We start from the raw sequence: 25,231 nt of genomic DNA on the forward strand, positions 1-25,231 counted from the left end.
CGGGGCCCGCAGTTCCGAAGGAGACGAAATCTCATGAGCAACGTCTCACACGCGAGGAGCGATATATCGGGCCACCCCGATGCCTCCGAAATGCGTGCGCGGTACGACCGCGTGATGGGCGGTCGTGATGTGGCGCTGGTGGACGCGCCGGTGTTCCTCCTCGGCCTCTACTGCGCCGTTTCCCCGTGGGTGCTCCACTTCACGGCGAGCCAGCCGGCTCTGGTCACGCACAACCTGGTGATGGGCATCGCCATCGCGGTACTGGCCCTCGGCTTCACCGTGATGCCCGAGCGCATGTACGGCCTGAGCTGGGCGATCTGCGCCATCGGCGCGTGGATCATCGTGTCGAGCTGGGTGGTGGGCAGCAGCCCGGACGCCGGGATCGTGATCAACAACATCATCGTCGGCGGGCTGGCCGTGCTGTTGGGCATGGTCTGCGCGGGAGCCGCGACAAGAACCCGCAACACGTGACCGGAGGACACCCCCGCGACACCGACGGCCCCGCCCCTCCGGCTTTCCTCAGCCCCTCCGGCGTTTGAGGAGCGGGGTCCGGGGCGGAGCCCCGGTTCCAGGAAGGGGCGGGGAGGGGAACAGCCCGCCGCAGGCGCCCCACCCCCGCCCTTCCCTCACCGTCAGCCGACCGAGCTGTACGCCACCACACCCCGCAGCACCGCGTCCACCGCCTTACGGGCGTTCTTCGCCACGCCGCTTGCCCCCGCCCCCGCGTCCCGGGGTGCCGCCGCGGCCACCTGCCCCAGCACGTCGATCACCTGCTTGCACCACCGTACGAAGTCGCCCGCCGGCATCTCCGCCTCGCGCAGCACCTCGTCCAGCGTCCGGCCGGAGGCCCACATGTAGACCGCCCAGGCGAAGCCGAGATCGGGCTCGCGCTGCCCGACCCCTTCCGTCTGGTTGATCTTGAAGTCCTCCTCCAGGGCGTCCAGCCGCCCCCAGATCCGCACCATCTCGCCCATGGCGACCTTGGCCGGTCCGGACGGCAACTTGGGCGCGACCGCGTCATCGGCCTGCCGCGCCTCGTACACCAACGCCGAGACGCACGCGGCCAGCTCGGCGGGGTTGAGCCCTTCCCAGACGCCGTCGCGCAGACACTCGCTGGCGAGGAGGTCCAGCTCCCCGTACAGCCGGGCCAGCCGCCGCCCGTTCTCCGTGACCTCGTTGCCCCGGAGATAGTCCAGCTCGGTCAGCAGCGCGACGATCCGGTCGAAGGTCCGGGCGATCGTGTTCGTCCGCCCCTCGATCCGATGCTCCAGCTGCCGGGTGTCCCGCTGCAGCCGGTGGTAGCGCTCGGCCCACCGCGCATGGTCCTCCCGCTCGTCGCACCCGTGGCAGGGGTGCGCCCGCAGCTCGGTCCGCAAGCGGCTGATCTCCTGGTCGTCGGCCGCCGCCGCCCGCTGCTTGCGGTGCCGCTCGGGCGCCATGTGCCCGGCCTTGGTCCGCAGCGCCGAGGCCAGATCGCGCCGGGACTGCGGTGAGCGCGGGTTGAACGACTTCGGCACCCGCATCCGGTCCAGCGCTTCGACCGGCACCGGGAAGTCCATCGAGGCCAGCCGCTTGACCTGCCGCTCGGCGGTGAGCACCAGCGGACGCGGGCCGTCGTGATGGTCGAACCCGCGGTGGCCGTTGGCCCGCCCGGCGGGCAGACCGGGATCGAGCACCAGGGCGAGGCCGGCGAACTTCCCCGTCGGCACATGAATGATGTCCCCGGACTTCAGCTTCTCCAGCGAGGAGGCCGCCGCCGCCCGCCGCTGCGCCGCCCCCTGCTTGGCCAGCTCCGTCTCGCGGTCCTTGAGGTCGCGCCGCAGGCGCGCGTACTCCTCGAAGTCGCCGAGGTGGCAGGTCATGCCCTCCTTGTAGCCCTCCAGGCCCTCCTCGTTGCGCTGGACCTGCCGGGAGATCCCGACGACGGACTTGTCCGCCTGGAACTGGGCGAACGAGGTCTCCAGCAGCTCCCGCGAGCGGTGCCGCCCGAACTGCTGCACCAGGTTGACCGCCATGTTGTACGAGGGGCGGAAGCTGGAGCGCAGCGGATACGTCCGCGTGCCGGCGAGGCCGGCGAGCGCCGTCGGGTCCATGCCGCGCTGCCACAGGACCACCGCATGGCCCTCGACGTCGATGCCGCGGCGTCCGGCCCGGCCGGTGAGCTGGGTGTACTCGCCGGGGGTGATGTCGGCGTGCTGTTCGCCGTTCCACTTGACGAGCTTCTCCAGCACCACCGAGCGCGCGGGCATGTTGATGCCGAGCGCCAGCGTCTCGGTGGCGAAGACGGCCTTCACCAGGCCGCGGACGAACAGCTCCTCGACGACCTCCTTGAAGGTCGGGAGCATGCCCGCGTGGTGGGCGGCGATGCCGCGCTCCAGGCCCTCGAGCCACTCGTAGTAGCCCAGGACGTGCAGGTCCTCGCCGGGGATGGACGCGGTCCGCTCCTCGACGATCTCGCGGACCAGCCGGCGCTTGTCCTCGTCGTTGAGCCGGAGTCCGGCGTGCAGGCACTGCTGGACGGCGGCCTCGCAGCCGGCCCGGCTGAAGATGAAGGTGATGGCGGGCAGCAGGCCCTCGTTGTCCAGCCGGTCGATGACCTCGGGCCTGCCGGGCGTCCAGATCCGGCTGCGCTGACGCCTCTCGCGCTCGCGGTCGGCCTCGCGCACCATCTTGCCCCGGCGGCGCTCGCGCGGGTTGTAGCCCTGTTGGTTCTCCTGCCGGGCGAGGCGGACCAGGTCCGGGTTGACCTCACGGCGTCCGGCGCCCCGGCCGCCGTGGTCGGTCGCCTCCTCGAAGAGGTCGTACATCTTGCGGCCGGCCATCACGTGCTGCCAGAGCGGCACCGGGCGGTGCTCGGAGACGATCACCTCGGTGTCGCCGCGCACGGTGTCCAGCCAGTCGCCGAACTCCTCCGCGTTGGAGACGGTGGCCGACAGCGAGACCAGCGTCACCGACTCCGGGAGGTGAATGATCACTTCCTCCCACACCGCGCCCCGGAAGCGGTCGGAGAGGTAGTGCACCTCGTCCATGACCACATAGCCGAGGCCGGACAGCGACTGGGAGCCCGCGTACAGCATGTTCCGCAGGACCTCGGTGGTCATCACGACCACCGGAGCCTCGGAGTTGACGCTGTTGTCCCCGGTCAGCAGGCCGACCTTGTCCGCGCCGTACCGCTTGACCAGATCGGCGAACTTCTGGTTGGAGAGCGCCTTGATCGGCGTGGTGTAGAAGCACTTGCGGCCCTGCTCCAGGGCCAGATGCACGGCGAACTCGCCGACGATCGTCTTGCCCGACCCGGTCGGGGCCGCGACCAGCACCCCCTTGCCCGCCTCCAGGGCCTGGCAGGCCTCGATCTGGAACGGGTCCAGTCCGAACTCGTACATCTCTCGGAAGGGCCCGAGGGCCGTCGCCATCTCGGCCGCACGGACCTGAGAAGCCTGGTATCGCTCAGCTGGTGAGAGGTCCTCTGTCATCTTGATACGAGCCTACCCGCCACCTCTGACACTCAGCGCGATCTTTAAATGCCCTTGGCCATTCACCGGTGAGGACCGGTTCAGCGCCCGGTGAGCACCCGCACGGCACCCGGCACGCAGGTGGCGGTGAGCGGCAGCGCGCCGAGCGGTTCGCCGTCCGCGTACGCCGTGACCCCGGCCGACGCCAGCTCGATCGAGGAGACCCGGTGCACGGTGACGGCGGGGTGGTCCAGGTGCGTGCCCCGGTAGACCTTCGGGAAGACCTTGAGGAGCGTGGTGCGGCTGCACCGCCCCACCACGGTCACGTCGAAGAGCCCGTCGTCCATCTCCGCCCCGGCGCAGATCCGCATGCCCCCGCCGTAGGTGGTTCCGTTGCCGACCGCGATGAGCGTCGCCTCGATCTCGCGGGCCTCTCCCCCGTCGAGCCGGATCCGGTACGGGATCGGCTTGAAGGCGGCCAGTTCGGCGAGGATCGCGAGGTCGTACTTGAACCGGCCGCCGACGAAGCGCATCCGGTTGCCCCGGTCGTTCACCCGGGAGTCGAAGCCGGAGGCGAGGACGGAGCCGAACCAGCGCTCCCCGACCCGCCCGAGGTCGATGTCGCGGTGGCCGCCCTCCTTGAGCGCCCGCGCGGCCAGCCGTCCGGCGGCGGCCGGGTCACGTATCGGCAGACCGAGCGCGCGGGCGAAGTCGTTGCCGGTGCCGACGGCGACGACACCGAGCGGGGTGGCGGTCCCGGCGACGGCCTGGAGGGCGAGGGACATCAGCCCGTCCCCGCCCACGGCTATCAGTGCCCCGGTCCCCGCGGCCACGGCCTCACGGGCTCGGCGCAGGGCGTCGTCGGCGTCCTCGCCAAGCACCGTACGGACGGAGAATCCGGCGTCCCGCAACGCGGAAGCGGCCGGCTGCGCGGCGTGCGCGCCCCGGCCGCGTCCCGCGGTGGGATTGACGAAGAGGGTGATCTCGCTGGTCACCAGCGGACCCTACAAGGTCAGGTGATGTCGTCGTAACCGTTGAGCCGGTGCGTTCCCGATCCGTCCGCCTCACCGGAAGCCTGCTCCGGAAGTGCGGGGCGGGAGCCGGAGACGTTCTCCACGCTGCCGACGGGCTCGGGCGTCAGATCGAGATCCGAGGCCTCGTCGTCGCTGAGCTCGGCGTCGGGGTTGTTGCGGTTGCGCCGCTTGTCGTTCAGCAGGGAGAAGCCGACGGCGATGAAGTAGAGGAGTGCGAGCGGACCGGCCAGCAGCAGCATCGAAATGGGCTCGCCACCGGGAGTGGCGATGGCCGCGAAGGCGGTGAGGCCGACGATCATCCCGCGCCACCAGGTGAGCATCCGCTTCCCGGAGACGATTCCGGTCATGTTCAGCGCGATGAGAAGCAGGGGGAGCTCGAAGGCGAGCCCGAAGACGATCACCATCCGGACCAGCAGATCCAGATAGCTGTCGAGCCCGATCTGGTTCTGTACGTCATCGGGGCTGAACCCGAGCATGATCTCGGCGGTCTGCGGCAGGATCGCGTAGGCGAGGTAGCCACCGGCCAGGAAGAGCGGTGCGCCGACGACGGCGAAGGCGTAGGCGTAGCGCTTCTCGCCCTTGTGCAGGCCCGGGGCGACGAACGCCCACAGCTGGTACAGCCAGACCGGAGTGGCAAGCAGCACGCCGGACATGAGCGCGACCTTGAGGGCGTTCGTGAACGGCCCGATCAAGGTGTCGGTCTTCAGCAGTGCGCAGGACTTGCCGTCGACCGTGATGACCACGCCGTCCTTGCAGCCCACGGACTCCTGGATGGGAGCCAGAAGGAACTCGTAGATCTCCTTCTGGTAGAACGCCGCCACGATCATCACCACGACGATCGCCAGCACGGCCTTCAGCAGCCGGTTACGCAGCTCACGCAGGTGATCGAGGAGAGGCATCCGCCCCTCGTCGTCCTTCTCCTGCTTGCGGGCAGACTTGAGCAACCCACTTCCCTCGTTTCGTGCGGCGGCTGTCGGCGGAACGCGTCAGCTGTCAGCTCTGGGTGGTGGGCTTGGCCTCGCTGACCGGGCGCGAGCTGGTGACGTCTCCCGGCGCGGCCTGGATGGTGCGCGCGGTGGTGGACTGCGGCGGGGCCGGGTCCTCGACGGTCTCGGTGGTGGGCGCCGCGGTCGTGGCGTCCTCCTTCTTCATCGCCTTGGCCTCGCTCTTGAGGATGCGGGCCGACTTGCCGAGCGAGCGCGCCATGTCGGGAAGCTTCTTGGCACCGAAGAGCAGCAGGATGACGGCGATGATCAGAACGATCTCGAGGGGCTTCAGATTGCCGATCATGGGCGACTTCCTTCTCACTGAGGCGGCTGGAGGGTGGGCTCGCTACCCGTTCGACCGGGCATACGTCCGATCATTGCGCTTGGCAGCGATCGTAACCCGCAGGGGTAAACGCGAGGCAATGCCCGTGCGTACTCCGGCTTGCGGCCCGCACCTCCCTGCCTGGGCCGACCCCTGCAGCGTACCCCCCGGTGCTGTCGAACATCAGGCCCCCGGGCGCGTTATCGCAGGCCGTCACCGGTGGCCGCCAGCCGGGTAGCCGCCCGTTCCAGGTCCTCGGACGCCCGGTTGATGCGCTCGGTGGTGTCCGTGACCTGCACGCCGAGACGCCGGGCCTCGACGAAGACCTTGATGGCGAGCACGCCGAGCACGGCGATGCCCAGGAATCCGAGGGCGATGGCGAGCATGGGCCAGAACATACGGCGGTGCCTCTTCCTTCGGGGCTTCCCACAGGGCTTTCCACGGGCGCTGCGGTCGGGTCGCTACAGAGCGGTGTGCAGGCGCAGCGTCCGCACGCCGCCCCCGGTGAGCAGTTCGATGATGCGCTCCCCGGCGGGCTTGCGGACCGAGGCGCCGCACTCGGGGCAGGTGAAGGTGTAGAAGGTGGTGCGGCTGCTGGCGCCGATCGCCAGGCGCAGCGCCGCGGCGGCCAGCTCGAAGCGCCCGCGGCAGTCGGGGCAGGCGGCCCGGAAGCGCACGGCGGCGGTGACCGGCACGGGGACGGGTCCGGGCTGGGACGTCGGGCGGATCCCGGTGGCGGCGGCCGGAGACAGGGGCGTCCGGTTCATCGTCGTCTCCCCTCCCCCGGGTCTCAGAGCGAGTCCTCGTAGGCGGCGAGCGCTTCGCGGGCCGCCTCGCGGGCGCTGTCCGCGAGCTCGGGCGGGGTGACGATGCGGCCGTCGCCGCCGAGGCGCAGGGCGAGCCGGCGCAGCGAGGCCGGGTCGGGGGTGCGCAGGGTGATCCGGAGGCCGCCGTCGGGGAGTTCCTCGGCGGAGTCGTGCGGGTAGTACTCGGCGACCCAGCGGCCGCCGGTGCCGACCTCGATCACGACTTCCGGGTCCTCGGCCGCGGGCTGGACCAGCCCCGCGGACAGGTCGCGCAGCTCCAGCTCGGGCGGGGCGGCGGGGGCGTCCAGGAGCCGGATCTCGGCGACCCGGTCCAGCCGGAAGGTCCGGCGGGCCTCGGAGAGCCGGCACCAGCCCTCCATATAGGTGTGGCCGACGGCGAAGAGCCGGATCGGGTCGACCTCGCGCTCGGTGAGTTCGTCGCGGGCGGGCGAGTAGTAGCGCAGCCAGAGCCGGCGGCGCTCGGAGATGGCCCGGTCGACGTCGGCGAAGACGCCGCCCTCGGCCTCGAAGGTCACCGAGAGCCGGGAGCTGGCCGCGCCGGACTCGCCGGCGGCCGTCTCCAGCTTGGCGGTCGCGCGGACGAGAGCGAGCCGGTCGCTCTCGCGCAGGCCGGGCAGGGTGGCGACGGCACGGGCGGCGACGAGCAGCGCGGTGGCCTCGTCGGCGGCGAGGCGGAGCGGCTCGGCGACGTCGTCCGGGTTGTGCCACCAGATGCGGTCGCCGTCGGTGTCGATGTCGAGGAGGTCGCCGCCGCGGAAGCTGGTGCCGCACATGGGCAGGACGTCGAGGTCCGAGATCAGCTCGTCCTCGGTGATCCCGAAGGCCCGTGCCACGTCCTGGACGTGCGCGCCGGGGCGCTCACGCAGATACGTCACCAGGGACAGCATCCGGCGGGTCTGGTCGATCGCGTTCGTAGCCATCGTTTCCGTACCCCTAGTCCTTGGCCACGGCGCGCAGCCGGTCCACCACATCGGCCCGCAGATCGGCGGGTTCCTCCACGACGACGTCCGGGCCGAACTCGACGAGCCAGGCGTCGAGGCCGTGTCCGTACGGGATCTCCAGCTCGTCCCAGCCGTCGCCGCGTTCCCTGACGGTCATCGCGCGCGACCGCAGCGGGTAGCCGGCTCCGGCGCGGAGGCGGATCCGGGCGGTACGGGTCGCGGTCTCGCCGGCCCAGCTCTCCACGGTCTCGCGGACGGTGACCACGTCGGGCACCTCGGCGCTGAAGGCGCCGGCGCGGGAGCGGACCTTGCCGGTGATGCGGGAGAGCCGGAAGACGCGCTCGGCCCCCCGCTCGCGGTCCCAGCCCGCGAGGTACCAGTGGCCGCGCCAGCATTCGAGGGTCCAGGGCTCGACCTGGCGCTGTTCGGGGCGGGCGGAGTTGGCCTTGCGGTAGTCGAAGGTGACCGGGCGGCGGTCACGGCAGGCCAGCATCAGGGGCTCGAACGCGGCCTCGTGCACAGGGATGCGGGGTTCGAGGGCGCTGTGCACCTCGTAGTCGTCCTCGGCCTCGGGCATGCCCGCGGCCCGCAGCTTCTGGAGGGCGCCGCTGGCGGCTCCGGCGAGGCGGGCCTGCTGCCAGACCTTCGCGGCGAGGCCGAGGGCCGCCGCTTCCTCGGCGTCGAGGGTGATGGGGGGCAGCCGGTTGCTGTCGCGGCGGGCCAGGTAGCCGGTGTCGCCGTCGAGGTTCTCGACGGTCTCGATGACGAGGCCGAGCTCGCGCAGATCGTCCTTGTCGCGCTCGAACATCCGGTTGAAGGAGTCGTCGGAGCCCGCCTCGAGGTAGGCCTCGATGGATCCGCGGAGCTCGCGCTTGCTGAGCGGGCGCCGGGTCCCCAGCAGGCACAGTGCGAGGTTCATCAACCGCTCGGCCTTGGCAATCGCCATCGACGCCCTTTCTCTTGTGCGCTACGACCGTCGACCGTACCGCCCCGGGGTGTGGGGACCAAAAGCCGGGCCCGCTGTCCGAAGAGCGGTGCGCGGCCCCGCCGGAGAACGGTGAGGGCCCCCGCCGTGCGGCGGGGGCCCTCGATCGCGCAAGCGGAACGGATCAGACCGCGACGAGGTCGCAGACGAAGATCAGCGTCTCGCCGGGGGCGATCTTGCCGCCGGCGCCGCGGTCGCCGTAGGCGAGGTGCGCGGGGATGGTCAGCTGGCGACGGCCGCCGACCTTCATGCCCTGCACGCCCTGGTCCCAGCCGGAGATGACCTGGCCGCCACCGAGCCGGAACTGCAGCGGGGTGCCGCGGTTCCAGGAGCTGTCGAACTCCTCGCCGGTGGAGAAGGACACACCCACGTAGTGGACGGAGACGTTCTGGCCGGCCTGGGCCACCGCGCCGTCGCCCTCCCAGATGTCCTTGATCTCCAGGTCGGCCGGCGGCTCGCCGCCCGGGAAGTCGACCTCGGGCTTCTCGATGCTCACTGAACTGCTCCTCTAAATGATGAACTGGGCAACCGGGACAGTCTTACACCTTGGCCAGGATGTCCACGGCGAAGACCAGGGTGGAGTTCTTCGGGATGGCCTGCTGCTGCTGGTCGCCGAAGGCCTGGTCCGGCGGGATGACGAGCAGCACCCGGCTGCCGACCTTCTTGTCGATCAGGCCGTTCTTCAGGCCCTTGAGGGTGACCTGGGACAGCGGGAAGGTCTGGGTCTTGCCGGTGGTGTAGGTGTTGTCGAACTCCTTGGCGCCCTTCCAGATCATGCCCACGTAGTTCACGACCACGCTGTCGGACTCCTTGACCACGTCGCCGTCGGACTCCAGGACGTAGTTGGAGACGAGCTTCTTCGGCGGGTCGCCCTTGGGGATGGTGACCGTCGGGGCCTTGCCGTCGGCCTTCACGCCGACCTTGGGCAGGTCGATGTTGTCCTGGGCGACCTCGGTGCCCTTGGCGGAGGCCGGGATCTGGGTGGCCTTCAGGATGTCGACGACGAACACGAGCGTGGCGTTGGGCTTGATGTCGCCCTGGCCCTTGTCGCCGTAGCCGAGCTCCGGCGGGATGACCAGCTCGACGCGGCTGCCGACCTTCTGGCCGACCAGGCCCTTGTCCCAGCCCTGGATGACCATTCCGGCGCCGAGCGTCAGGTCGAAGGGCTGCTTGCGGTCGAAGCTGTTGTCGAACGGCTTGGTGGAGTCCCACGCCTGGCCGAGGTAGTTGACCTGGATCGCGTCGCCGTTCTTGAGCTTCGCGCCGTCCCCCTCGCTGACGACGTCGGTCTTCAGCTCCTTGGGCGGATCACCCTCGCCCTTGGAGAGCGTGGGCTTCTCGCCGAACTTGGCGCCCGCGGTGATCGCGGGGAAGCCGTTCTTGGACGAGGCGGAGTCGGAGGCCTTGTCGTCGCTGCCGCACGCCACTGCCGACAGCAGCAGGAGGGGGGCGAGAAGAAGGCCGGCAATTCGGCGCACTGGTTCCTCAGATCTCAGGGGGCACGGTGAATCAGTCCCGCAACACTCTAGGCCCTTTGATTCGGTTGGGGCCGGACCCCGCACGGACGGCCCCGGCCCCCAGGACCGGTGGGTCCTGGGGGCCGGGGCCGTGGTGCGGTGACGTCGGCTCACATGCCGGCGATGAGCTTCTCCACCCGCTCGTCCACGGAACGGAACGGGTCCTTGCACAACACCGTGCGCTGCGCCTGGTCGTTGAGCTTGAGGTGGACCCAGTCGACGGTGAAGTCCCTCCGCTGTTCCTGGGCCCTGCGGATGAAGTCGCCGCGCAGCCGCGCCCGGGTGGTCTGCGGGGGCACCGACTTGCCCTCGAAGATCTTCAGGTCGTTGCAGATGCGGGCGGTCTGCCCCTTGCGCTCCAGGAGGTAGAAGAGGCCTCGGCGGCGGTGGATGTCGTGGTAGGCGAGGTCTATCTGGGCGACCCGCGGATTCGACATGGTCATGTTGTGCTTGGCCCGGTACCGCTCGATGAGCTTGTACTTCATGACCCAGTCGATCTCGGTGCCGATCCGGTCGAGGTCCTCGGCCTCGATCGCGTCCAGGGTGCGGCCCCACAGCTCCAGGACCTGGTCGACGGTGCCGGTGCGGATGCCCCGGCGCTCGACGAAGTCCACGGCCTTCTCGTAGTACTCCCGCTGGACCTCGATGGCCGAGGCCTCCCGGCCGCTGGCCAGGCGCACCTTGCGCTGTCCGGTGAGGTCGTGGCTGACCTCGCGGATCGCCCGGATCGGGTTCTCCAGGGTCAGGTCGCGCATCACCGTGCCCGCCTCGATCATGCGGAGCACCAGGTCGGTGGCGCCGACCTTGAGCAGCATGGTCGTCTCGGACATGTTCGAGTCACCGACGATGACGTGGAGGCGGCGGTACCGCTCGGCGTCGGCGTGGGGTTCGTCGCGGGTGTTGATGATCGGCCGGGAGCGGGTGGTCGCGGAGCTGACGCCCTCCCAGATGTGCTCAGCACGCTGGCTGACGCAGTAGACCGCGCCGCGCGGGGTCTGGAGCACCTTGCCCGCACCGCAGATCAGCTGCCTGGTGACGAGGAACGGAATGAGGATGTCCGCGAGCCGGGAGAATTCTCCGTGCCGGGCCACGAGGTAGTTCTCGTGGCAGCCGTAGGAGTTTCCCGCCGAGTCGGTGTTGTTCTTGAAGAGATAGACGTCGCCCGCGATTCCCTCCTCGTGCAGGCGGCGTTCGGCGTCGACGAGCAAGCCTTCGAGAATGCGCTCGCCCGCCTTGTCGTGCGTGACCAGTTCGGTCACATTGTCGCATTCGGGGGTTGCATATTCCGGATGCGATCCCACATCGAGGTAGAGGCGGGCGCCGTTCCGCAGAAAGACATTGCTGCTGCGGCCCCATGACACAACACGGCGGAAGAGGTAGCGCGCCACTTCGTCAGGTGACAGTCGGCGCTGTCCCCTGAACGTGCACGTGACGCCGTACTCGTTCTCCAGCCCGAAAATGCGGCGGTCCATGACTGAACATTACGCCTTATGGCCTGAGCTGAAACCGGGTTCGACGGCACCGTTTCGATCATTTTCCGATCCCGCCACCACGGCGGGCGTACGGCCAGGAGCCGCGAGGACCCGTCCGGTGGCCAGCAGGACCGTCAGAGCCGCCACTCCCCCGGCCCCCGCGACCGCGAAGCTCCAGGCGGTGGAGCCGAGCTCGACGGCCGGTCCCGCAACGGCCGTTCCCGCCGCGGCGCCTACGCCGAACGTGGTGACGAGCCAGGAGAACGCCTCGGTCACCGTGCCGCGCGGGGCATGCCGGTCGACCACGATGAAGGAGCAGGCGATGGCCGGGGCGAGGAACACTCCGGCGAGGGCGGCGAGGGCGGTCATGACGGGCACCGAGGGGGTGAGCGTCAACGGCAGATAGCCCAGCGCCAGCAGCCCGACGATGAGCCGCAACCGCTTCTCGGGCGCACCGGACCACTGCCGCGCCCCGTAGGCCAGGCCGCCGACCAGCGCGCCGAGGCCGAGTGCGGCCATCAGCCAGCCGTACACCGATTCCCGGCCGTGGTCGTCGGCGTACGCCACCCCGGCCACCGTGATCGAGCCGAGGGCGAGTCCGACGAAGAAGAACGCGCCGAGGAGGGCGAGGAGTCCGGGCGAGCGCAGGGCGCCGAGCCAGTGCGCCTCGCGGGGCGCGGAGCGCCAGGCGCGCGACGGCTCGGACAGGACGACCGACAGCGCGCCCAGAACGCCGATGACGTTGATGACGAGCAGGGCGGCGGCCGGGGACCAGAGCGAGACGAGCAGCGTCACCAGGAGCGGCCCGACGGTGAACATGATCTCCTGCGCCACGGCGTCCAGGGCGTAGGCCCGGTGCACCTGGTCCTCGCCCTTGAGGACACTGGGCCACAGGGCCCGCAGGCCGCCCTCCAGCGGCGGTGTGGCGACTCCGGCGACGATGACGGCGAGGTAGGCCGGCAGGAGCGACCCGAGGCCGGTGAAGGCCAGCAGGGCCATGCCGAGCGCGGAGACCACGGCGGCCGGGAGCTGGACGCGCGGCTGCCCGTACAGGTCCACCGCCCGGCCGAGCAGCGGCTGCCCCACGGCGGTGGCCAGCCCGTAGGCGGCGGCGAGCGCGCCGGCCAGCGTGTAGCTGCCGCCCTCCGCCCGGGTGAACAGCACGATCGCGATGTGCGCGGTGCCGTTGGGCAGCCGCCCCACCAGGGTGCCCGTCAGCAGCCGGGCGGCATGCCGCGCCCGGAGGATGTCCAGATATCCCGCGGCCATCTACGCCCCTCTCCGCCCGGTCCGGCTGCGCCGCCACCGAGGTGTTACGTATAACGTCGAGGCTCATACGTACCATGTGCGCAGTTCGCGGGTCCACCTCGCGGCATCACGGAAACATCCCGCACGGAGGCCGAAGTGACCAGCGCGCAGCAGCCCGTCCCCGCCCGGCCCACCAGCCGCGACGTGGCCCGTGCGGCGGGTGTCTCCCAGGCGACGGTGTCCCTGGTGCTCGGCGAGAAGTGGCCGGGCAGGGTGTCGGAGGCCACGGCCCAGCGGGTCCGGGACACCGCGGCGGAGATCGGCTACCGCCCCAACCTGGCGGCCCGCAGCCTGCGCCTCGGACGCACCAGGACCGCGCTGCTGGTGGTGCCCGCGCTCACCAACGAGTTCTTCGCCCGGGTGTACGCCGGGGCCGCGGCCCTCGCCGCCGAGCACGACTTCGGCGTGGTGCTCTATCCCTCGCCGGACGGCACGGGCCCGGCCCGGGACCCGTTCGCCTCGGCCCGCGCGGCGCTCGACGGGGTCATCGCGTCCTCGATGGCCGCCGACGCGCTGGGCGCGCTGCACGGAGCGGACCTGCCGCTGGTGATGCTGGACAGCGACCCGTCCGACACCGGGCCCGCCGCCCATGTGAACCTCGACATCGCCGACGGGATGCGGCAGGTGACGGACCATCTGCTGGGACTCGGCCACCGGCGCTTCCTGCACCTGGCGTCCGCCGTGGACACCTGGACGTTCTCGGTGCGCGCCGAGGCCCTGCACGACGCGCTGCGCGCGGCAGGGGACGCGACGATGCGCACCGTACGGGCCCCGCTGGACGTACGGGCGGGGCGCGAGGCGGCCGAACAGGCGCTGGCGGTCACCGGGGACCGTCCCACCGCGATCGTCTGCGACGACGACATCCTGGCCGCCGGCGCCTGCAAGGCCGCCCGCAGGCTCGGGCTGCGGGTGCCGGACGAGCTGTCGGTGACCGGATTCGACGATCTGGCGCTGGCCACCGCGCTGGAGCCGGAGCTGACCACGGTGCGGCTGCCGGCCGAGCAGGTCGGGGAGCGGGGCATGGAGGCGCTGCTCGCCGTGCTGGACGGCCGCCCCGTCGCGCCGGGCGGTCTGCCGGTCCGGCTCGTCGTACGCGGCTCCACGGGGCCGCCGCCCGCCGTTCGGGCGTGACGGTGCCCCCGGGCCGTGGCCCGGGGGCACCGAGGGCGCTCCGCCTACTTCTCCGTCTCCTCCGTGGAGTCGGGAGTGGTGTCGGCGGTGTCGTTGTCCTCGGTGTCGGACGGGGCGTCCGTGGGCGTGCTGCCCGCGGCCTCCGTGTCCAGCAGCCGGGCCAGCTGACGTCCCACGATCCGCTTGAACTTGCGCTGCTGGGGGCGGGTGCGGTCCAGGACCGCGACCTCCAGCCGCTCCGCGGGGATCTCCCGCTCGCCACCGCCCGGCTCCCGCGAGAGCGCCTGGACGGCCAGCTTGAGCGCCTCGGCGAGGGTCATGCCGTCGCGGTGACGCTGATCGAGGAAGCTGCTGATCTGTTCGGCGTTGCCGCCGACCGCGACCGAGCCGTGCTCGTCCACGATCGAACCGTCGTGCGGCAGCCGGTAGATCTGATCGCCGTCGGGGTCGCTGCCGACCTCGGCGACCACCAGCTCCACCTCGTACGGCTTCTCGGCCGCACTGGAGAAGATGGTGCCGAGCGTCTGGGCGTAGACGTTGGCCAGCCCACGGGCCGTCACATCGTCCCGGTCGTAGGTGTATCCGCGCAGATCGGCGTAGCGCACACCGCCGATGCGGAGGTTCTCGTACTCGTTGTACTTGCCGGCGGCCGCGAAGCCGATCCGGTCATAGATCTCGCTGAACTTGTGCAGCGCACGGGACGGGTTCTCGCCGACGAACACAATGCCGTCGGCGTACTGCAGCACAACGAGGCTGCGACCACGGGCGATGCCCTTGCGGGCGTATTCCGCCCGGTCGGCCATGGCCTGCTGGGGTGAGACATAGAACGGCGTCGACACCGGCTATCCGTCCCTTTCTGTCAGTGACGAGTGCGTCTGGGGAGGCTCGGGGTCCGGATCAGAGCAGCGCGGCGCGCGGGCCGTCGGGCTGCTCGAGTCGGCGTTCCAGGATGGAGCGCGCGATCTCGGCGGACTCCTCGTCGGTCAGCCTCCGGAAACCCTCGTCGGTGATGACGGTGAGGATCGGGTAGATACGGCGGGCCACGTCCGGGCCGCCGGTCGCCGAGTCGTCGTCCGCCGCGTCGTACAGCGCCTGCACGACCAGGGTGAGGGCCTGCTCCTCCGTCAGGTCCTCGCGGTAGAGCTTCTTCATCGAGTTGCGGGCGAAGACCGAGCCGGAGCCGGTGGCCGCGTAACCGTTCTCCTCGGTGCGGCCGCCGGTGACGTCGTAGGAGAAGACGCGGCCCTTCTCGCGGTCGACGTCGTATCCGGCGAAGAGCGGCACCACGGCGAGGCCCTGCATGGCCATGGCCAGATTGCTGCGGATCATGGTGGAGAGCCGGTTGGCCTTGCCCTCCAGGGAGAGCTGGGCGCCCTCGACCTTCTCGAAGTGCTCCAGCTCCAGCTGGAACAGCTTGACCATCTCCACGGCCAGTCCGGCGGTGCCGGCGATGCCCACCGCCGAGTACTCGTCGGCCGGGAAGACCTTCTGCATGTCGCGCGTCGCGATCACGTTGCCCATGGTGGCGCGCCGGTCACCGGCCAGGACCACGCCACCGGGGAAGGACGCCGAGACGATGGTCGTCCCGTGCGGCGCCTCGATGGTCCCCTGGAGCGGCGGCAGGCTCCGGTTGCCCGGGAGCATCTCGGGCGACTGGTCGGACAGGAAGTCCATGAACGAGGACGAACCCGGCGTCAGGAAGGCAGCTGGTAGACGCCCGGTGCTACGAGTGTTGGCTTCCACGCGTTTCCCTCCAGGTATGCGATGGCCCTGCGCAAGAGAGTCAGGATCATCCCCCAACTTGCCGATGGCCGAATTGCAGTTGAAGCAGGTACGTACGCCAGGGACCCTACCCGTCCGGCGGGAGTGATCCACATGTTCGGCGGGGGATATCCGCACGGATCCGGCGGGGCCGGAAAACGACCCCCCGGCCGGCGGGGCGACGGCGCACGCCGTGGCGGACGCCGTCACTCCGTCTCCCCCGTTGTCTGCGCGGGTGGGTGCGCGAGCGCCCGGAACGCTATCGGGCGTTCACATCGGTGAACTACTGTCCGCCCTTTTGAACGAAGGAGCGGACGAAGTCCTCGGCGTTCTCTTCGAGGACATCGTCGATCTCGTCCAGAACCGAGTCGACGTCGTCGCTCAGCTTCTCCTGTCGCTCCGCAAGGTCCTCGGACGCCTGCGCGTCCTGCGCCTGCTCCTCGACCTCCTCGGTGGAACGCGTCGCCTTCTGCTGTCCGCCGCCGGTGTCCTTGGTCGCCATGTAGCTCACCCCGCTCGGTTCGAAGCAATCGAAGCTCTTGATCAGACCCTACCCACGGGGTCCGACATTTGACCCGGTAGTTGTGTCAACGCCCGCGCCTCAGGTGATTGATTCCCAGCCCGGAGGCCTTTCAGCCGCCCGACAGCACCCGGACCAGCTCTTCCGCCGTACGACAGCGGTCCAGCAGATCCTTGACGTGTTCCTTCGTGCCGCGCAGCGGCTCCAGGGTGGGCACCCGCTGCAGGGAGTCGCGGTCCGGCAGGTCGAAGATCACCGAGTCCCAGGAGGCCGCCGCCACATCGTCGGCGTACTGCTCCAGGCAGCGGCCCCGGAAGTAGGCCCTGGTGTCCTCCGGGGGCTTCGTACGGGCCCTGGTGACCTCGTCCTCGTCCAGGAGCCGCTTCATCTTCCCGCGGGCCACCAGTCGGTTGTAGAGGCCCTTGTCGGGCCGTACGTCCGCGTACTGGAGGTCCACCAGATGCAGCCGGGGGGCGTCCCAGTCCAGCGCGTCGCGGCGGCGGTAGCCCTCCATGAGCTCCCGCTTGGCGATCCAGTCCAGCTCGCCCGACAGGCTCATCGGATCGGTCTCCAGCCGGTTGAGGGTGTCCTCCCAGCGGATCAGGATGTCCTTGGTCTGCTCGTCGGCGTCCGCGCCGTACCGCTCGTCGACGTACTTGCGGGCCAGCTCGAAATACTCCATCTGCAGCTGGACCGCGGTGAGTGTCCGGCCGTTGCGGAGCGTGATCAGCTGCCGCAGGTCCGGGTCGTGGGAGACCTGGTGGAGGGTGCGCACGGGCTGGTCGACCGCGAGGTCGACGTTGATGAAGGCGTCCTCGATCATGGACAGCACCAGGGACGTGGTGCCGAGCTTGAGATAGGTGGAGATCTCCGACAGGTTGGCGTCTCCGATGATCACATGGAGCCGGCGGTACTTCTCGGCGTCGGAGTGGGGCTCGTCGCGGGTGTTGATGATGGGGCGCTTGAGCGTGGTCTCCAGGCCGACCTCGACCTCGAAGTAGTCGGCGCGCTGGCTGATCTGGAAGCCGTGCTCGTGGCCGTCCTGGCCGATGCCGACCCGGCCCGCACCCGTGAAGACCTGGCGCGAGACGAAGAACGGCGTCAGGTGGCGGACGATGTCCGAGAAGGGCGTCTCCCGCTGCATGAGGTAGTTCTCGTGCGTGCCGTAGGAGGCGCCCTTGTTGTCGGTGTTGTTCTTGTAGAGGTGGATCGGCTGTGCGCCGGGGATGGCGGCCGCCCGTTCGGCGGCCTCTGCCATGATCCGTTCGCCGGCCTTGTCCCAGAGCACCGCGTCGCGCGGATTGGTGATCTCCGGGGAGCTGTATTCGGGGTGCGCGTGGTCGACGTACAGCCGGGCGCCGTTGGTGAGGATGACATTGGCCAGGCCGATGTCCTCGTCGGTGAGCTGGCTGGAGTCGGCGGTTTCCCGGGCGAGGTCGAAGCCTCGCGCGTCACGCAGCGGATTCTCCTCCTCGAAGTCCCAGCGGGCGCGTCGTGCCCGGTGCATCGCCGCCGCGTAGGCGTTGACGATCTGGGACGAGGTGAGCATGGCATTGGCGTTGGGGTGGCCGGGGACGGAGATCCCATATTCCGTCTCGATGCCCATTACTCGCCGTACGGTCATGCGGCCCTCCTTGCCCGGCGTCGGTCCCCTCCGGGAGCGACGCTCAAGTACCGCTGCTGAGTCCGGTGCGTTGTGCGGTGCCCGTCACCGCACTGCGCGACTCGGCGGTACCGCAGAGCCTAGAGCGCCTCTGCGCCGGTGGGGAGCTCCATTACGACATTGCTCCGGCATGGCCGGAACGGGGGAATGCAACCGGCTGCGGAGGCCCCTGGGGGCTTCCGCAGCCGGTCCGCGTATTACAGGTACTGGCCGGTATTGGCCACCGTATCGATGGACCGCCCGGTGTCCGCGCCCTGCTTTCCGGTGACGAGCGTGCGGATGAAGACGATCCGCTCGCCCTTCTTGCCGGAAATCCTGGCCCAGTCGTCCGGGTTGGTGGTGTTCGGCAGGTCCTCGTTCTCCTTGAACTCGTCCACGCAGGCCTGCAGGAGATGAGCGACCCGCAGCCCCTTCTGGCCCTGTTCCAGGAATGCCTTGATGGCCATTTTCTTTGCCCGGTCGACGATGTTCTGAATCATCGCGCCGGAGTTGAAGTCCTTGAAGTACAGGACTTCCTTGTCGCCGTTGGCGTACGTGACCTCGAGGAAGCGGTTCTCCTCGGACTCCGTGTACATCCGCTCCACGACGGACTGGATCATGGCGTGCGCGGCGGCCGGCCGGGAGCCGGTGTGCTCGGCCAGATCGTCCGCGTGCAGCGGGAGACCCGGGGTCAGGTACTTCGCGAAGATGTCCTTCGCGGCCTCGGCGTCCGGACGCTCGATCTTGATCTTCACATCGAGACGGCCGGGTCGCAGGATGGCGGGGTCGATCATGTCCTCGCGGTTGGAGGCGCCGATGACGATGACGTTCTCCAGGCCCTCCACCCCGTCGATCTCGGCGAGCAGCTGGGGGACGATGGTGTTCTCCACGTCCGAGCTGACGCCGCTGCCGCGGGTGCGGAAGAGGGACTCCATCTCGTCGAAGAAGACGATGACGGGGGTGCCCTCGCTCGCCTTCTCCCTCGCACGCTGGAAGACCAGGCGGATGTGCCGCTCGGTCTCGCCGACGTACTTGTTGAGGAGCTCGGGACCCTTGATATTGAGGAAGTAGCTCTTCCCCGTGGGCTGCCCGGTGACCTCGGCGACCTTCTTGGCGAGCGAATTGGCGACGGCCTTGGCGATGAGGGTCTTGCCACAGCCGGGCGGACCGTAGAGCAGGATGCCCTTCGGCGGGCGGAGCTCGTGCTCCTTGAAGAGGTCGGGGTGCAGATACGGAAGCTCGACCGCGTCGCGGATCAGCTCGATCTGGTCGCCCAGGCCGCCGATCTTGTCGTAGTCGATGTCCGGGACCTCTTCGAGGACGAGCTCCTCGACCTCGCTCTTGGGGACCACCTCGTAGACGTAACCCGACCTGGAGTCCAGGAGCAGGGCGTCGCCGGAGCGGATGGTGATGTCCAGCAGCGGCTCGGCGAGCCGCACCACCCTCTCCTCGTCGGTGTGCCCGACCACCAGGGCGCGCTCGCCGTCCTCCAGGATCTCCTTGAGGGTGACGATGTCCCCGGCCCGCTCGTACTCCATGGCCTCGACCACGTTGAGCGCTTCGTTGAGCATGACCTCCTGACCACGCCGGAGGTCCTCGAGCTCGACGCTGGGGCTGACGTTCACCCGGAGCTTGCGGCCCCCGGTGAAGATGTCGCAGGTGCCGTCCTCGTTGGCCTGCAGGAAGACACCGAAGCCGGCCGGCGGCTGCGCGAGCCGGTCGACCTCCTCCTTGAGGGCCACGATCTGGTCACGCGCCTCGCGGAGCGTGTTGGCGAGCCGCTCGTTCTGTGCGGACACGCCTGCCAGGTTCGTCTGCAACTCGACGATCCGCTCTTCGAGAACCCTCGTATGACGCGGAGAGTCGGCGAGCTTACGTCGCAGGACGGCGATTTCCTGCTCGAGATAGGCAACCTGGCCGGCTGGGTCTTCTGACCCTCGCGCGGGCCGGGTGCCGCGGTTGATGTCGTCGTCGTGGGCTGCCACGGTCCTCACCTCCTCCATGGGGAGCTGGACGCTTCCTGACCCTACCTGGGTGGGTGATGATTGAAACCCCTAGATCACAAAGACTGCGGGGCGTGTCCGATCTTCACCCTTGCGATCTCCCTCACGTCAAGGGAATACCCACCCTGCGGCACCGGAAAGCCGCCGGTTGTATCGTCGAAGTGTTCAACACCCGTCAGGGCTGGCTCCAATTGGTTCAGATACGCAGGAACGGCAGGACACATGACCGTGCAGCAGGACTCGCCGGGCGACAGTGACACGCAGGACCTGGAGGTCTGGATCGACCAGGACCTCTGCACGGGGGACGGCATCTGTGTGCAGTACGCCCCCGACGTCTTCGAGCTGGACATCGACGGCCTGGCGTATGTGAAGAGCGGCGACGACGAGCTCCTGCAGAACCCGGGGGCGACCACTCCGGTGCCGCTGCCGCTGCTCCAGGACGTCGTCGATTCGGCCAAGGAGTGCCCCGGGGACTGCATCCACGTGCGGCGCGTCAAGGACAACGTCGAGGTGTACGGGCCGGACGCCGGCTAGCCCGCGGGGGCTCGCGCCCGGCGGCTGAGCGAAGGCCCTGGGGGCGCGCTCAGACGCTGCGCGCGAGCGCTCCCGACGTGCGGACGAACGTCTGCCCCTTCCATCGCCAGGAAGCCTGTTCCTCCTGGTCGGGACAGCAGCGGGGCACGTCGAGCGAGGAGTAGCCGAGCAGGGTCGCCGAGACGACGCCGTCGCGTACGGCGAAGTCCCCGACCGTCTTCTTGTCAGCGGGATCCACCAGGGTCGCCACGACCCGGGGCGCGGCCCGGCCGGTCTGGGTCAGGACGTAGATGCCGCCGGGCGGGGTCCCCGATCCGGCGGCGCAGTGCACCACGGCGACGGTTTCCGGCCGCCCGTCTCCGTCCAGGTCCCCGGGGGCCTGTCGCGCGACGGTCGTCCCGGCTCCGCCGCACTCCAGCGGGAAGTCCGCACCGGCCGGGTCCGGGGCGGGCAGGGGAGCGCCGTGCTGCGTGGTGGTCCGCTGCTCGGGGGCGGTGGCGGTCGCGGTGGCCGTACGGGGCTGGAGCAGCCCGGCCAGCGCGACGACTCCCGCCATCGCCGCGGCCGTGGCGAGCCAGTGCACCGGCTTGGCCGCGGTGTGGGCGAGATCCGGGAGCGCGGAGGTCTGCACGCGGTATGTCTCCTGATGGTTCCTGGAAGCCCGGTGGGGGGGTGGGGAACACCCCTGAGGGGTGGCCAGCATCGTGCCACACCTCACACCCGGGCGGAACGGCGGGGTGCCAACGAAAAGACGCCGCCGCGCAGTTCCCCGGTCGGTCGGGGAACTGCGCGGCGGCGTCGGCGCGTTGTACGGATCAGTCGCGGGAGGCGGCGGAGCCGCTCCGGCTGCCGGGTCCGTCGTAGTCCTCGCCGTAGGCGCCCTTGGAGGGGCGGCGGCGGCGCAGCGGCGGCTCGACGCCGTCCGCGAGGCGGCGGGCGGTGACCAGGAAGCCGGTGTGGCCGATCATCCGGTGGTCGGGGCGGACGGCGAGGCCTTCCACGTGCCAGTTGCGGATCATCGACTCCCAGGGCTGCGGTTCGGCGAAGCAGCCGATCTCGCGGATGGACTCGACGGTGCGCGAGAGCTGGGTGGTGGTGGCGACGTAGGCGCAGAGGATGCCGCCGGGGACCAGGGCCTTGGAGACGGCCTCCAGGCACTCCCAGGGGGCGAGCATGTCCAGCACGACGCGGTCCACGTCGGTGTCGGAGAGGTTGTCCTGAAGGTCGCCGATGGTCAGCTGCCAGGCGGGGTGCGGGGAGCCGAAGTAGCGCTCGACGTTCTGCTGGGCGATCTCGGCGAAGTCCTCGCGGCGCTCGTAGGAGTGCAGCATGCCCTGCTCACCGATGGCGCGCAGCAGGAAGGTGCTGAGCGAGCCGGATCCGACCCCGGCCTCCACGACGCGGGCGCCGGGGAAGATGTCGGCGAAGGCCAGGATCTGGCCGGCGTCCTTGGGGTAGACCACGGCGGCGCCGCGGGGCATGGACAGGACGTAGTCGGGGAGCAGGGGGCGCAGCGCGAGATAGGCGACGTTTCCCGTGGTTCGGACAACACTGCCCTCGGGAGCACCGATCAGCTCGTCGTGCGAGAAAGAACCCTTGTGGGTGTGGAAGTTCTTTCCGGCCTCGAGCGTGAAGGTGTAGTGGCGTCCCTTGGGGTCGGTGAGCTGGACCTGGTCCCCGACCTTGAAGGGCCCACGTCGGCGGGCGGCACCGGTCGGTTCAGACATGTGACCAGCCTACCGGTGATTCCCGGACCGCCGACCGCCCGGCCGGTGCGGCGACGGGCCCGCGACCGGGGGCTCAGGCGCCGGGGCGGGCCATGGCCTTGACGAAGGCGCGCTCGACGTCGGCGGTGGAGAGGACTCCGTAGATCTCGCCGGTCTCCTCGACGACCAGGTATTCGGTGGCGGGGGTGGCCTTGAGGCGGTCCAGGAGGGCTTCGCCGGCCAGTTCCGCGGGGACCTTCATGCCGTCGGTGAGGTCCTGGGCGAGGCCGCTGACGGCGACCCAGGGGCGGCGGTGTTCGGGGACGCCGACGATGGCGGCCTCGCGGACGACGCCCTTGGGGTTGCCCAGTCCGTCGACGACGACCAGCGCGCGGGCGCCCGCCTCGTTGGCCCGGCGCAGCGCCTCGGAGAGCGGGGTGGCGGACTCGACGGGGACGGCGCGGCGGGTCAGGGTGCGGGCCCGGAGGTCGGGCAGGTGCTCACGGAGGCGGGCCATGCGCAGGCTGTTCCCGGCGCCGGTCCAGATGATGCCGGCGAGGATCGCGGCGAGCAGCGCGTCCATGACGGTCTCGACGCCGCCGATGTCCTGGGCGGTGCCGCCCAGCGTTCCGGTGTGGGTGAGCAGCGGCAGTCCGACGAGGACGGCGACGGCGAGGCCCCGGCCGACCCAGGCGGCGGCGATGGTGCCGCTCATGGGCTTACCGGTGATCTTCCAGACGACGGCGCGGAGCATCCGGCCGCCGTCGAGGGGCAGGCCGGGCAGCAGGTTGAAGGCGGCCACGATGAGGTTGGAGATCATCAGGCCCGCGAGGAGGACGCCGGGAACGGTGCCGGGCTCGACGAACTGCATCGCGCCGTAGAAGACCCCGCCCAGGACCAGGGACAGGAGCGGTCCGACGAAGGCGAGGACGAACTCGCGACCGGGTGTCTCGCTCTCCTTCTCGATCTCCGAGACGCCGCCGAAGAACTGGAGCTGGATACGGCGGACCGGGAGTTTGTAGCGCAGGGCCGCGACCGTGTGGGCCAGTTCGTGGACGAGTACGGAGGCGTAGAAGGCGATCGCGAAGAACAGGGCGACGAGGTAGCGGGCCCCGCCCAGCTCGGGCAGCACGCGGTCGAGCTGGCCGCCGAACACCCAGGTGATCAGCGCGGCGACGACGAACCAGCTGGGGGCGACGTAGACGGGCACGCCGAAGGGGCGGCCCATGAGCAGGCCGCCGCCGGGCTCCGCGGGGCGTTTCGGCTTGCCGTTGTCGGGGGCGGCGCCGGGGTCCGTTCCCCCTGCGCCGGGCTGCGGCCGCCCGCTGTCGCCGCTCTCGTCCACGAGGTCCCTTCGGTTCGGTGTGTGGCCTTTGCCACGATCATGCAGTGTTCGAGGGTGTGCCGTCGATGGTATGCCGCTCGCTGTCAGTGGCGGGCCGTAGGGTCTGGAGACATGACTTCCGTGCCGCGGCCGCCCCAGCCGCCTTCGTCCCTGTCGCCGTCGCGGGCGAGTGATTTCATGCAGTGTCCCTTGCTCTACCGCTTCCGGGTCATCGACAAGCTGCCGGAGAAGCCCAGCGAGGCGGCTACCCGCGGCACGCTGGTCCATGCGGTGCTGGAGCGGCTCTTCGACGCCCCGGCGGCCGACCGGACGGCGCCGCGGGCGCGGGCGCTGATTCCCGGCCAGTGGGACCGGTTGCTGGAGTCGAAGCCGGAGCTGACCGGGCTGTTCGCCGAGGACGCCGAGGGCGAGCGGCTCGCACGCTGGCTGGGTGAGGCGGAGCGGCTGGTGGAGCGGTGGTTCTCGCTGGAGGACCCGACGCGTCTGGAGCCGGCGGAGCGCGAGCTGTTCGTCGAGACGGAGCTGGCGTCGGGGCTGCGGCTGCGCGGGGTGATCGACCGGGTGGACGTCACGCCGAGCGGCGAGGTCCGGATCGTCGACTACAAGACGGGGAAGGCACCGCGGCCGGAGTATTCCGAGGGGCCGCTGTTCCAGATGACGTTCTACGCGCTGGTGATCTGGCGGCTGAAGGGCGTCGTGCCGCGCCGCCTCCAGCTGGTCTATCTGGGCAGCGGGGACGTGTTGACGTACGACCCGGTGGTGGCGGACCTGGAGCGGGTGGAGCGCAAGCTGCAGGCGCTGTGGGACGCGATCGCGCTGGCGACGGAGACCGGTGACTGGCGGCCCCGGCCGACGAAGTTGTGCGGCTGGTGCGACCACCAGGCGGTCTGTCCGGAATTCGGCGGGACTCCCCCGGTCTACCCGCTGTCGGTCCGCCCGACGGGCTCGGGTGAGGATGACCAGGGCAGAATGGGACCGGTCCAGGCCGAGGCCGGCCGAGCCGTGGCCCTTGAGGGCCCTTAAGGAGTTCCTGTGGCGATCCGCGTCCTTCTGGTCGATGACCAGCCTCTGCTGCGCACCGGTTTCCGGATGATTCTGGAGGCCGAAGGCGATCTGGCGGTGGTCGGCGAGGCCGGTGACGGTCTGCAGGCCATCGATCAGGTGCGGGCGCTGCAGCCCGATGTGGTGCTGATGGACATCCGGATGCCGCGGATGGACGGGGTGGAGGCGACCCGTCAGATCACCGGCCCCGGGAAGGACGGCCCGGCGAAGGTGCTGGTGCTGACCACCTTCGATCTCGACGAGTACGTGGTGGAGGCGCTGCGTGCGGGGGCGAGCGGCTTCCTGCTGAAGGACGCTCCGGCGGCCGAGCTGGTGCAGGCGATCCGGGTGGTGGCGGCGGGCGAGGCGATGCTCGCGCCGAGCATCACGCGCCGGCTGCTGGACAAGTACGCGGACCACCTGCCCTCCGGTGAGGAGCCGGTGCCGGACGCGCTGCACACGCTGACGGACCGTGAGGTCGAGGTGCTGAAGCTGGTGGCGCGCGGCCTGTCCAACGCGGAGATCGCCGCGGACCTGTTCGTCAGCGAGACGACGGTCAAGACGCATGTGGGCCATGTGCTCACGAAGTTGGGCCTGCGCGACCGGGTGCAGGCCGCGGTGTACGCGTACGAGAGCGGGCTGGTGCGCCCCGGCGCGCAGTAGCGGCCCCGGCGGCCGTTCTCCGTGGACGGCACTCGACATAC

25 protein-coding genes and 1 pseudogene are annotated in these 25,231 nt (G+C 70.2%); 5 read left to right on the top strand and 21 right to left on the bottom strand.

Annotation, left to right across the window (positions count from 1 at the left end; all coding sequences use genetic code 11):
- Window positions 1-33 precede the first annotated feature (33 nt).
- Entirely contained in the window at window positions 34-471 is a 438-nt protein-coding gene (locus ACH4UK_RS24765; protein ID WP_398359628.1) for an SPW repeat protein, read from the top strand.
- 161 nt (window positions 472-632) lie between these two features.
- Here the strand turns inward: ACH4UK_RS24765 and ACH4UK_RS24770 are convergent, their stop codons facing one another.
- From ACH4UK_RS24770 to ACH4UK_RS24825, 12 genes are all read right to left on the bottom strand, one after another.
- Entirely contained in the window at window positions 633-3,473 is a 2,841-nt protein-coding gene (locus tag ACH4UK_RS24770) for a DEAD/DEAH box helicase (protein WP_398359630.1), read from the bottom strand.
- An 80-nt stretch (window positions 3,474-3,553) separates the two neighbouring features.
- Complete coding sequence (locus tag ACH4UK_RS24775) at window positions 3,554-4,447, bottom strand: diacylglycerol kinase (RefSeq protein WP_398359632.1); 894 nt, start codon at window positions 4,445-4,447, stop codon at window positions 3,554-3,556.
- Window positions 4,448-4,464: 17 nt separating this feature from the next.
- Complete coding sequence (tatC, locus tag ACH4UK_RS24780) at window positions 4,465-5,430, bottom strand: twin-arginine translocase subunit TatC (protein WP_398359634.1); 966 nt, start codon at window positions 5,428-5,430, stop codon at window positions 4,465-4,467.
- A 49-nt stretch (window positions 5,431-5,479) separates the two neighbouring features.
- The gene (tatA, locus tag ACH4UK_RS24785) at window positions 5,480-5,776 is read right to left on the bottom strand and encodes a Sec-independent protein translocase subunit TatA (RefSeq protein WP_398359635.1); all 297 of its coding nucleotides are present in this window, start codon (window positions 5,774-5,776) and stop codon (window positions 5,480-5,482) included.
- Between the two features lie 218 nt (window positions 5,777-5,994).
- Window positions 5,995-6,192 carry a hypothetical protein gene (locus tag ACH4UK_RS24790; RefSeq protein WP_398359637.1) on the bottom strand — a complete coding sequence of 66 codons (198 nt, stop codon included), beginning with the start codon at window positions 6,190-6,192 and terminating at the stop codon, window positions 5,995-5,997.
- Window positions 6,193-6,255: 63 nt separating this feature from the next.
- A complete protein-coding gene (locus ACH4UK_RS24795; RefSeq protein WP_398359639.1) occupies window positions 6,256-6,561 on the bottom strand; it encodes a hypothetical protein in 306 nt (101 codons plus the stop codon).
- A gap of 23 nt (window positions 6,562-6,584) precedes the next feature.
- Window positions 6,585-7,541: a helix-turn-helix transcriptional regulator gene (locus tag ACH4UK_RS24800; protein WP_398359640.1), complete on the bottom strand. Its 957-nt coding sequence runs from the start codon at window positions 7,539-7,541 to the stop codon at window positions 6,585-6,587.
- A gap of 13 nt (window positions 7,542-7,554) precedes the next feature.
- Entirely contained in the window at window positions 7,555-8,508 is a 954-nt protein-coding gene (locus ACH4UK_RS24805; RefSeq protein ID WP_398359642.1) for a helix-turn-helix transcriptional regulator, read from the bottom strand.
- Window positions 8,509-8,671: 163 nt separating this feature from the next.
- A complete protein-coding gene (locus ACH4UK_RS24810) occupies window positions 8,672-9,043 on the bottom strand; it encodes an FKBP-type peptidyl-prolyl cis-trans isomerase (RefSeq protein WP_398359644.1) in 372 nt (123 codons plus the stop codon).
- 43 nt (window positions 9,044-9,086) lie between these two features.
- Window positions 9,087-10,025 (bottom strand): FKBP-type peptidyl-prolyl cis-trans isomerase, encoded by a 939-nt coding sequence (locus ACH4UK_RS24815; protein WP_398359646.1) that lies wholly within the window; start codon window positions 10,023-10,025, stop codon window positions 9,087-9,089.
- Between the two features lie 149 nt (window positions 10,026-10,174).
- Entirely contained in the window at window positions 10,175-11,536 is a 1,362-nt protein-coding gene (gene pafA, locus ACH4UK_RS24820; RefSeq protein WP_398359648.1) for a Pup--protein ligase, read from the bottom strand.
- Window positions 11,537-11,545: 9 nt separating this feature from the next.
- Window positions 11,546-12,805 (bottom strand): MFS transporter, encoded by a 1,260-nt coding sequence (locus ACH4UK_RS24825; protein ID WP_398359649.1) that lies wholly within the window; start codon window positions 12,803-12,805, stop codon window positions 11,546-11,548.
- 135 nt (window positions 12,806-12,940) lie between these two features.
- Here ACH4UK_RS24825 and ACH4UK_RS24830 point away from each other — a divergent pair, with 135 nt between their 5' ends.
- Complete coding sequence (locus ACH4UK_RS24830; RefSeq protein ID WP_398359651.1) at window positions 12,941-13,975, top strand: LacI family DNA-binding transcriptional regulator; 1,035 nt, start codon at window positions 12,941-12,943, stop codon at window positions 13,973-13,975.
- Between the two features lie 44 nt (window positions 13,976-14,019).
- Here the strand turns inward: ACH4UK_RS24830 and prcA are convergent, their stop codons facing one another.
- The 6 genes and pseudogenes from prcA to arc all read right to left on the bottom strand — a co-directional run bounded on the left by prcA (window position 14,020) and on the right by arc (window position 19,883).
- Window positions 14,020-14,814, bottom strand: coding sequence for a proteasome subunit alpha (prcA, locus tag ACH4UK_RS24835; RefSeq protein WP_398359653.1), 795 nt, complete (start codon window positions 14,812-14,814; stop codon window positions 14,020-14,022).
- Between the two features lie 58 nt (window positions 14,815-14,872).
- Window positions 14,873-15,718: a proteasome subunit beta gene (gene prcB, locus ACH4UK_RS24840; protein WP_398359655.1), complete on the bottom strand. Its 846-nt coding sequence runs from the start codon at window positions 15,716-15,718 to the stop codon at window positions 14,873-14,875.
- Window positions 15,670-15,865, bottom strand: a pseudogene (locus ACH4UK_RS24845) (endonuclease domain-containing protein); the annotation flags it as partial. The pseudogene ACH4UK_RS24845 and the gene prcB, both read right to left, overlap by 49 nt.
- Window positions 15,866-16,019: 154 nt before the next feature.
- Window positions 16,020-16,238 (bottom strand): ubiquitin-like protein Pup, encoded by a 219-nt coding sequence (locus ACH4UK_RS24850; RefSeq protein ID WP_003970166.1) that lies wholly within the window; start codon window positions 16,236-16,238, stop codon window positions 16,020-16,022.
- A 130-nt stretch (window positions 16,239-16,368) separates the two neighbouring features.
- Window positions 16,369-17,880, bottom strand: a complete 1,512-nt coding sequence (dop, locus tag ACH4UK_RS24855) for a depupylase/deamidase Dop (RefSeq protein ID WP_398359657.1) — start codon at window positions 17,878-17,880, stop codon at window positions 16,369-16,371.
- Between the two features lie 236 nt (window positions 17,881-18,116).
- Entirely contained in the window at window positions 18,117-19,883 is a 1,767-nt protein-coding gene (gene arc, locus ACH4UK_RS24860; RefSeq protein ID WP_398359659.1) for a proteasome ATPase, read from the bottom strand.
- Between the two features lie 240 nt (window positions 19,884-20,123).
- On the opposite strand from arc, the gene ACH4UK_RS24865 reads away from it, so the two are divergent.
- Complete coding sequence (locus ACH4UK_RS24865; protein ID WP_398359661.1) at window positions 20,124-20,435, top strand: ferredoxin; 312 nt, start codon at window positions 20,124-20,126, stop codon at window positions 20,433-20,435.
- A gap of 49 nt (window positions 20,436-20,484) precedes the next feature.
- Here the strand turns inward: ACH4UK_RS24865 and ACH4UK_RS24870 are convergent, their stop codons facing one another.
- From ACH4UK_RS24870 to ACH4UK_RS24880, 3 genes are all read right to left on the bottom strand, one after another.
- Window positions 20,485-21,066, bottom strand: a complete 582-nt coding sequence (locus ACH4UK_RS24870; protein ID WP_398359663.1) for a hypothetical protein — start codon at window positions 21,064-21,066, stop codon at window positions 20,485-20,487.
- Between the two features lie 184 nt (window positions 21,067-21,250).
- Window positions 21,251-22,162 (bottom strand): tRNA (adenine-N1)-methyltransferase, encoded by a 912-nt coding sequence (locus ACH4UK_RS24875; protein ID WP_398359665.1) that lies wholly within the window; start codon window positions 22,160-22,162, stop codon window positions 21,251-21,253.
- A gap of 73 nt (window positions 22,163-22,235) precedes the next feature.
- Window positions 22,236-23,486, bottom strand: a complete 1,251-nt coding sequence (locus tag ACH4UK_RS24880) for a site-2 protease family protein (protein ID WP_398359667.1) — start codon at window positions 23,484-23,486, stop codon at window positions 22,236-22,238.
- Between the two features lie 177 nt (window positions 23,487-23,663).
- Here ACH4UK_RS24880 and ACH4UK_RS24885 point away from each other — a divergent pair, with 177 nt between their 5' ends.
- Together ACH4UK_RS24885 and ACH4UK_RS24890 are read left to right on the top strand one after the other, a co-directional pair.
- Window positions 23,664-24,509, top strand: coding sequence for a RecB family exonuclease (locus tag ACH4UK_RS24885; RefSeq protein ID WP_398359669.1), 846 nt, complete (start codon window positions 23,664-23,666; stop codon window positions 24,507-24,509).
- Window positions 24,510-24,518: 9 nt separating this feature from the next.
- Window positions 24,519-25,190 (top strand): response regulator transcription factor, encoded by a 672-nt coding sequence (locus ACH4UK_RS24890; protein WP_073769744.1) that lies wholly within the window; start codon window positions 24,519-24,521, stop codon window positions 25,188-25,190.
- Window positions 25,191-25,231: the final 41 nt, after the last annotated feature.

This window comes from Streptomyces sp. NPDC020884, assembly GCF_044333935.1.
Lineage (GTDB): Bacteria > Actinomycetota > Actinomycetes > Streptomycetales > Streptomycetaceae > Streptomyces.

Coding starts and splice junctions, on each gene's coding strand:
- ACH4UK_RS24765 (WP_398359628.1), top strand. CDS start 34: ATGAGCAACGTCTCACACGCGAGGAGCGATATATCGGGCCACCCCGAT.
- ACH4UK_RS24770 (WP_398359630.1), bottom strand. CDS start 3,473: ATGACAGAGGACCTCTCACCAGCTGAGCGATACCAGGCTTCTCAGGTC.
- tatA (WP_398359635.1), bottom strand. CDS start 5,776: ATGATCGGCAATCTGAAGCCCCTCGAGATCGTTCTGATCATCGCCGTC.
- ACH4UK_RS24790 (WP_398359637.1), bottom strand. CDS start 6,192: ATGTTCTGGCCCATGCTCGCCATCGCCCTCGGATTCCTGGGCATCGCC.
- ACH4UK_RS24795 (WP_398359639.1), bottom strand. CDS start 6,561: ATGAACCGGACGCCCCTGTCTCCGGCCGCCGCCACCGGGATCCGCCCG.
- ACH4UK_RS24800 (WP_398359640.1), bottom strand. CDS start 7,541: ATGGCTACGAACGCGATCGACCAGACCCGCCGGATGCTGTCCCTGGTG.
- ACH4UK_RS24805 (WP_398359642.1), bottom strand. CDS start 8,508: ATGGCGATTGCCAAGGCCGAGCGGTTGATGAACCTCGCACTGTGCCTG.
- pafA (WP_398359648.1), bottom strand. CDS start 11,536: ATGGACCGCCGCATTTTCGGGCTGGAGAACGAGTACGGCGTCACGTGC.
- ACH4UK_RS24825 (WP_398359649.1), bottom strand. CDS start 12,805: ATGGCCGCGGGATATCTGGACATCCTCCGGGCGCGGCATGCCGCCCGG.
- ACH4UK_RS24850 (WP_003970166.1), bottom strand. CDS start 16,238: ATGGCGACCAAGGACACCGGCGGCGGACAGCAGAAGGCGACGCGTTCC.
- dop (WP_398359657.1), bottom strand. CDS start 17,880: ATGACCGTACGGCGAGTAATGGGCATCGAGACGGAATATGGGATCTCC.
- ACH4UK_RS24865 (WP_398359661.1), top strand. CDS start 20,124: ATGACCGTGCAGCAGGACTCGCCGGGCGACAGTGACACGCAGGACCTG.
- ACH4UK_RS24875 (WP_398359665.1), bottom strand. CDS start 22,162: ATGTCTGAACCGACCGGTGCCGCCCGCCGACGTGGGCCCTTCAAGGTC.
- ACH4UK_RS24885 (WP_398359669.1), top strand. CDS start 23,664: ATGCAGTGTCCCTTGCTCTACCGCTTCCGGGTCATCGACAAGCTGCCG.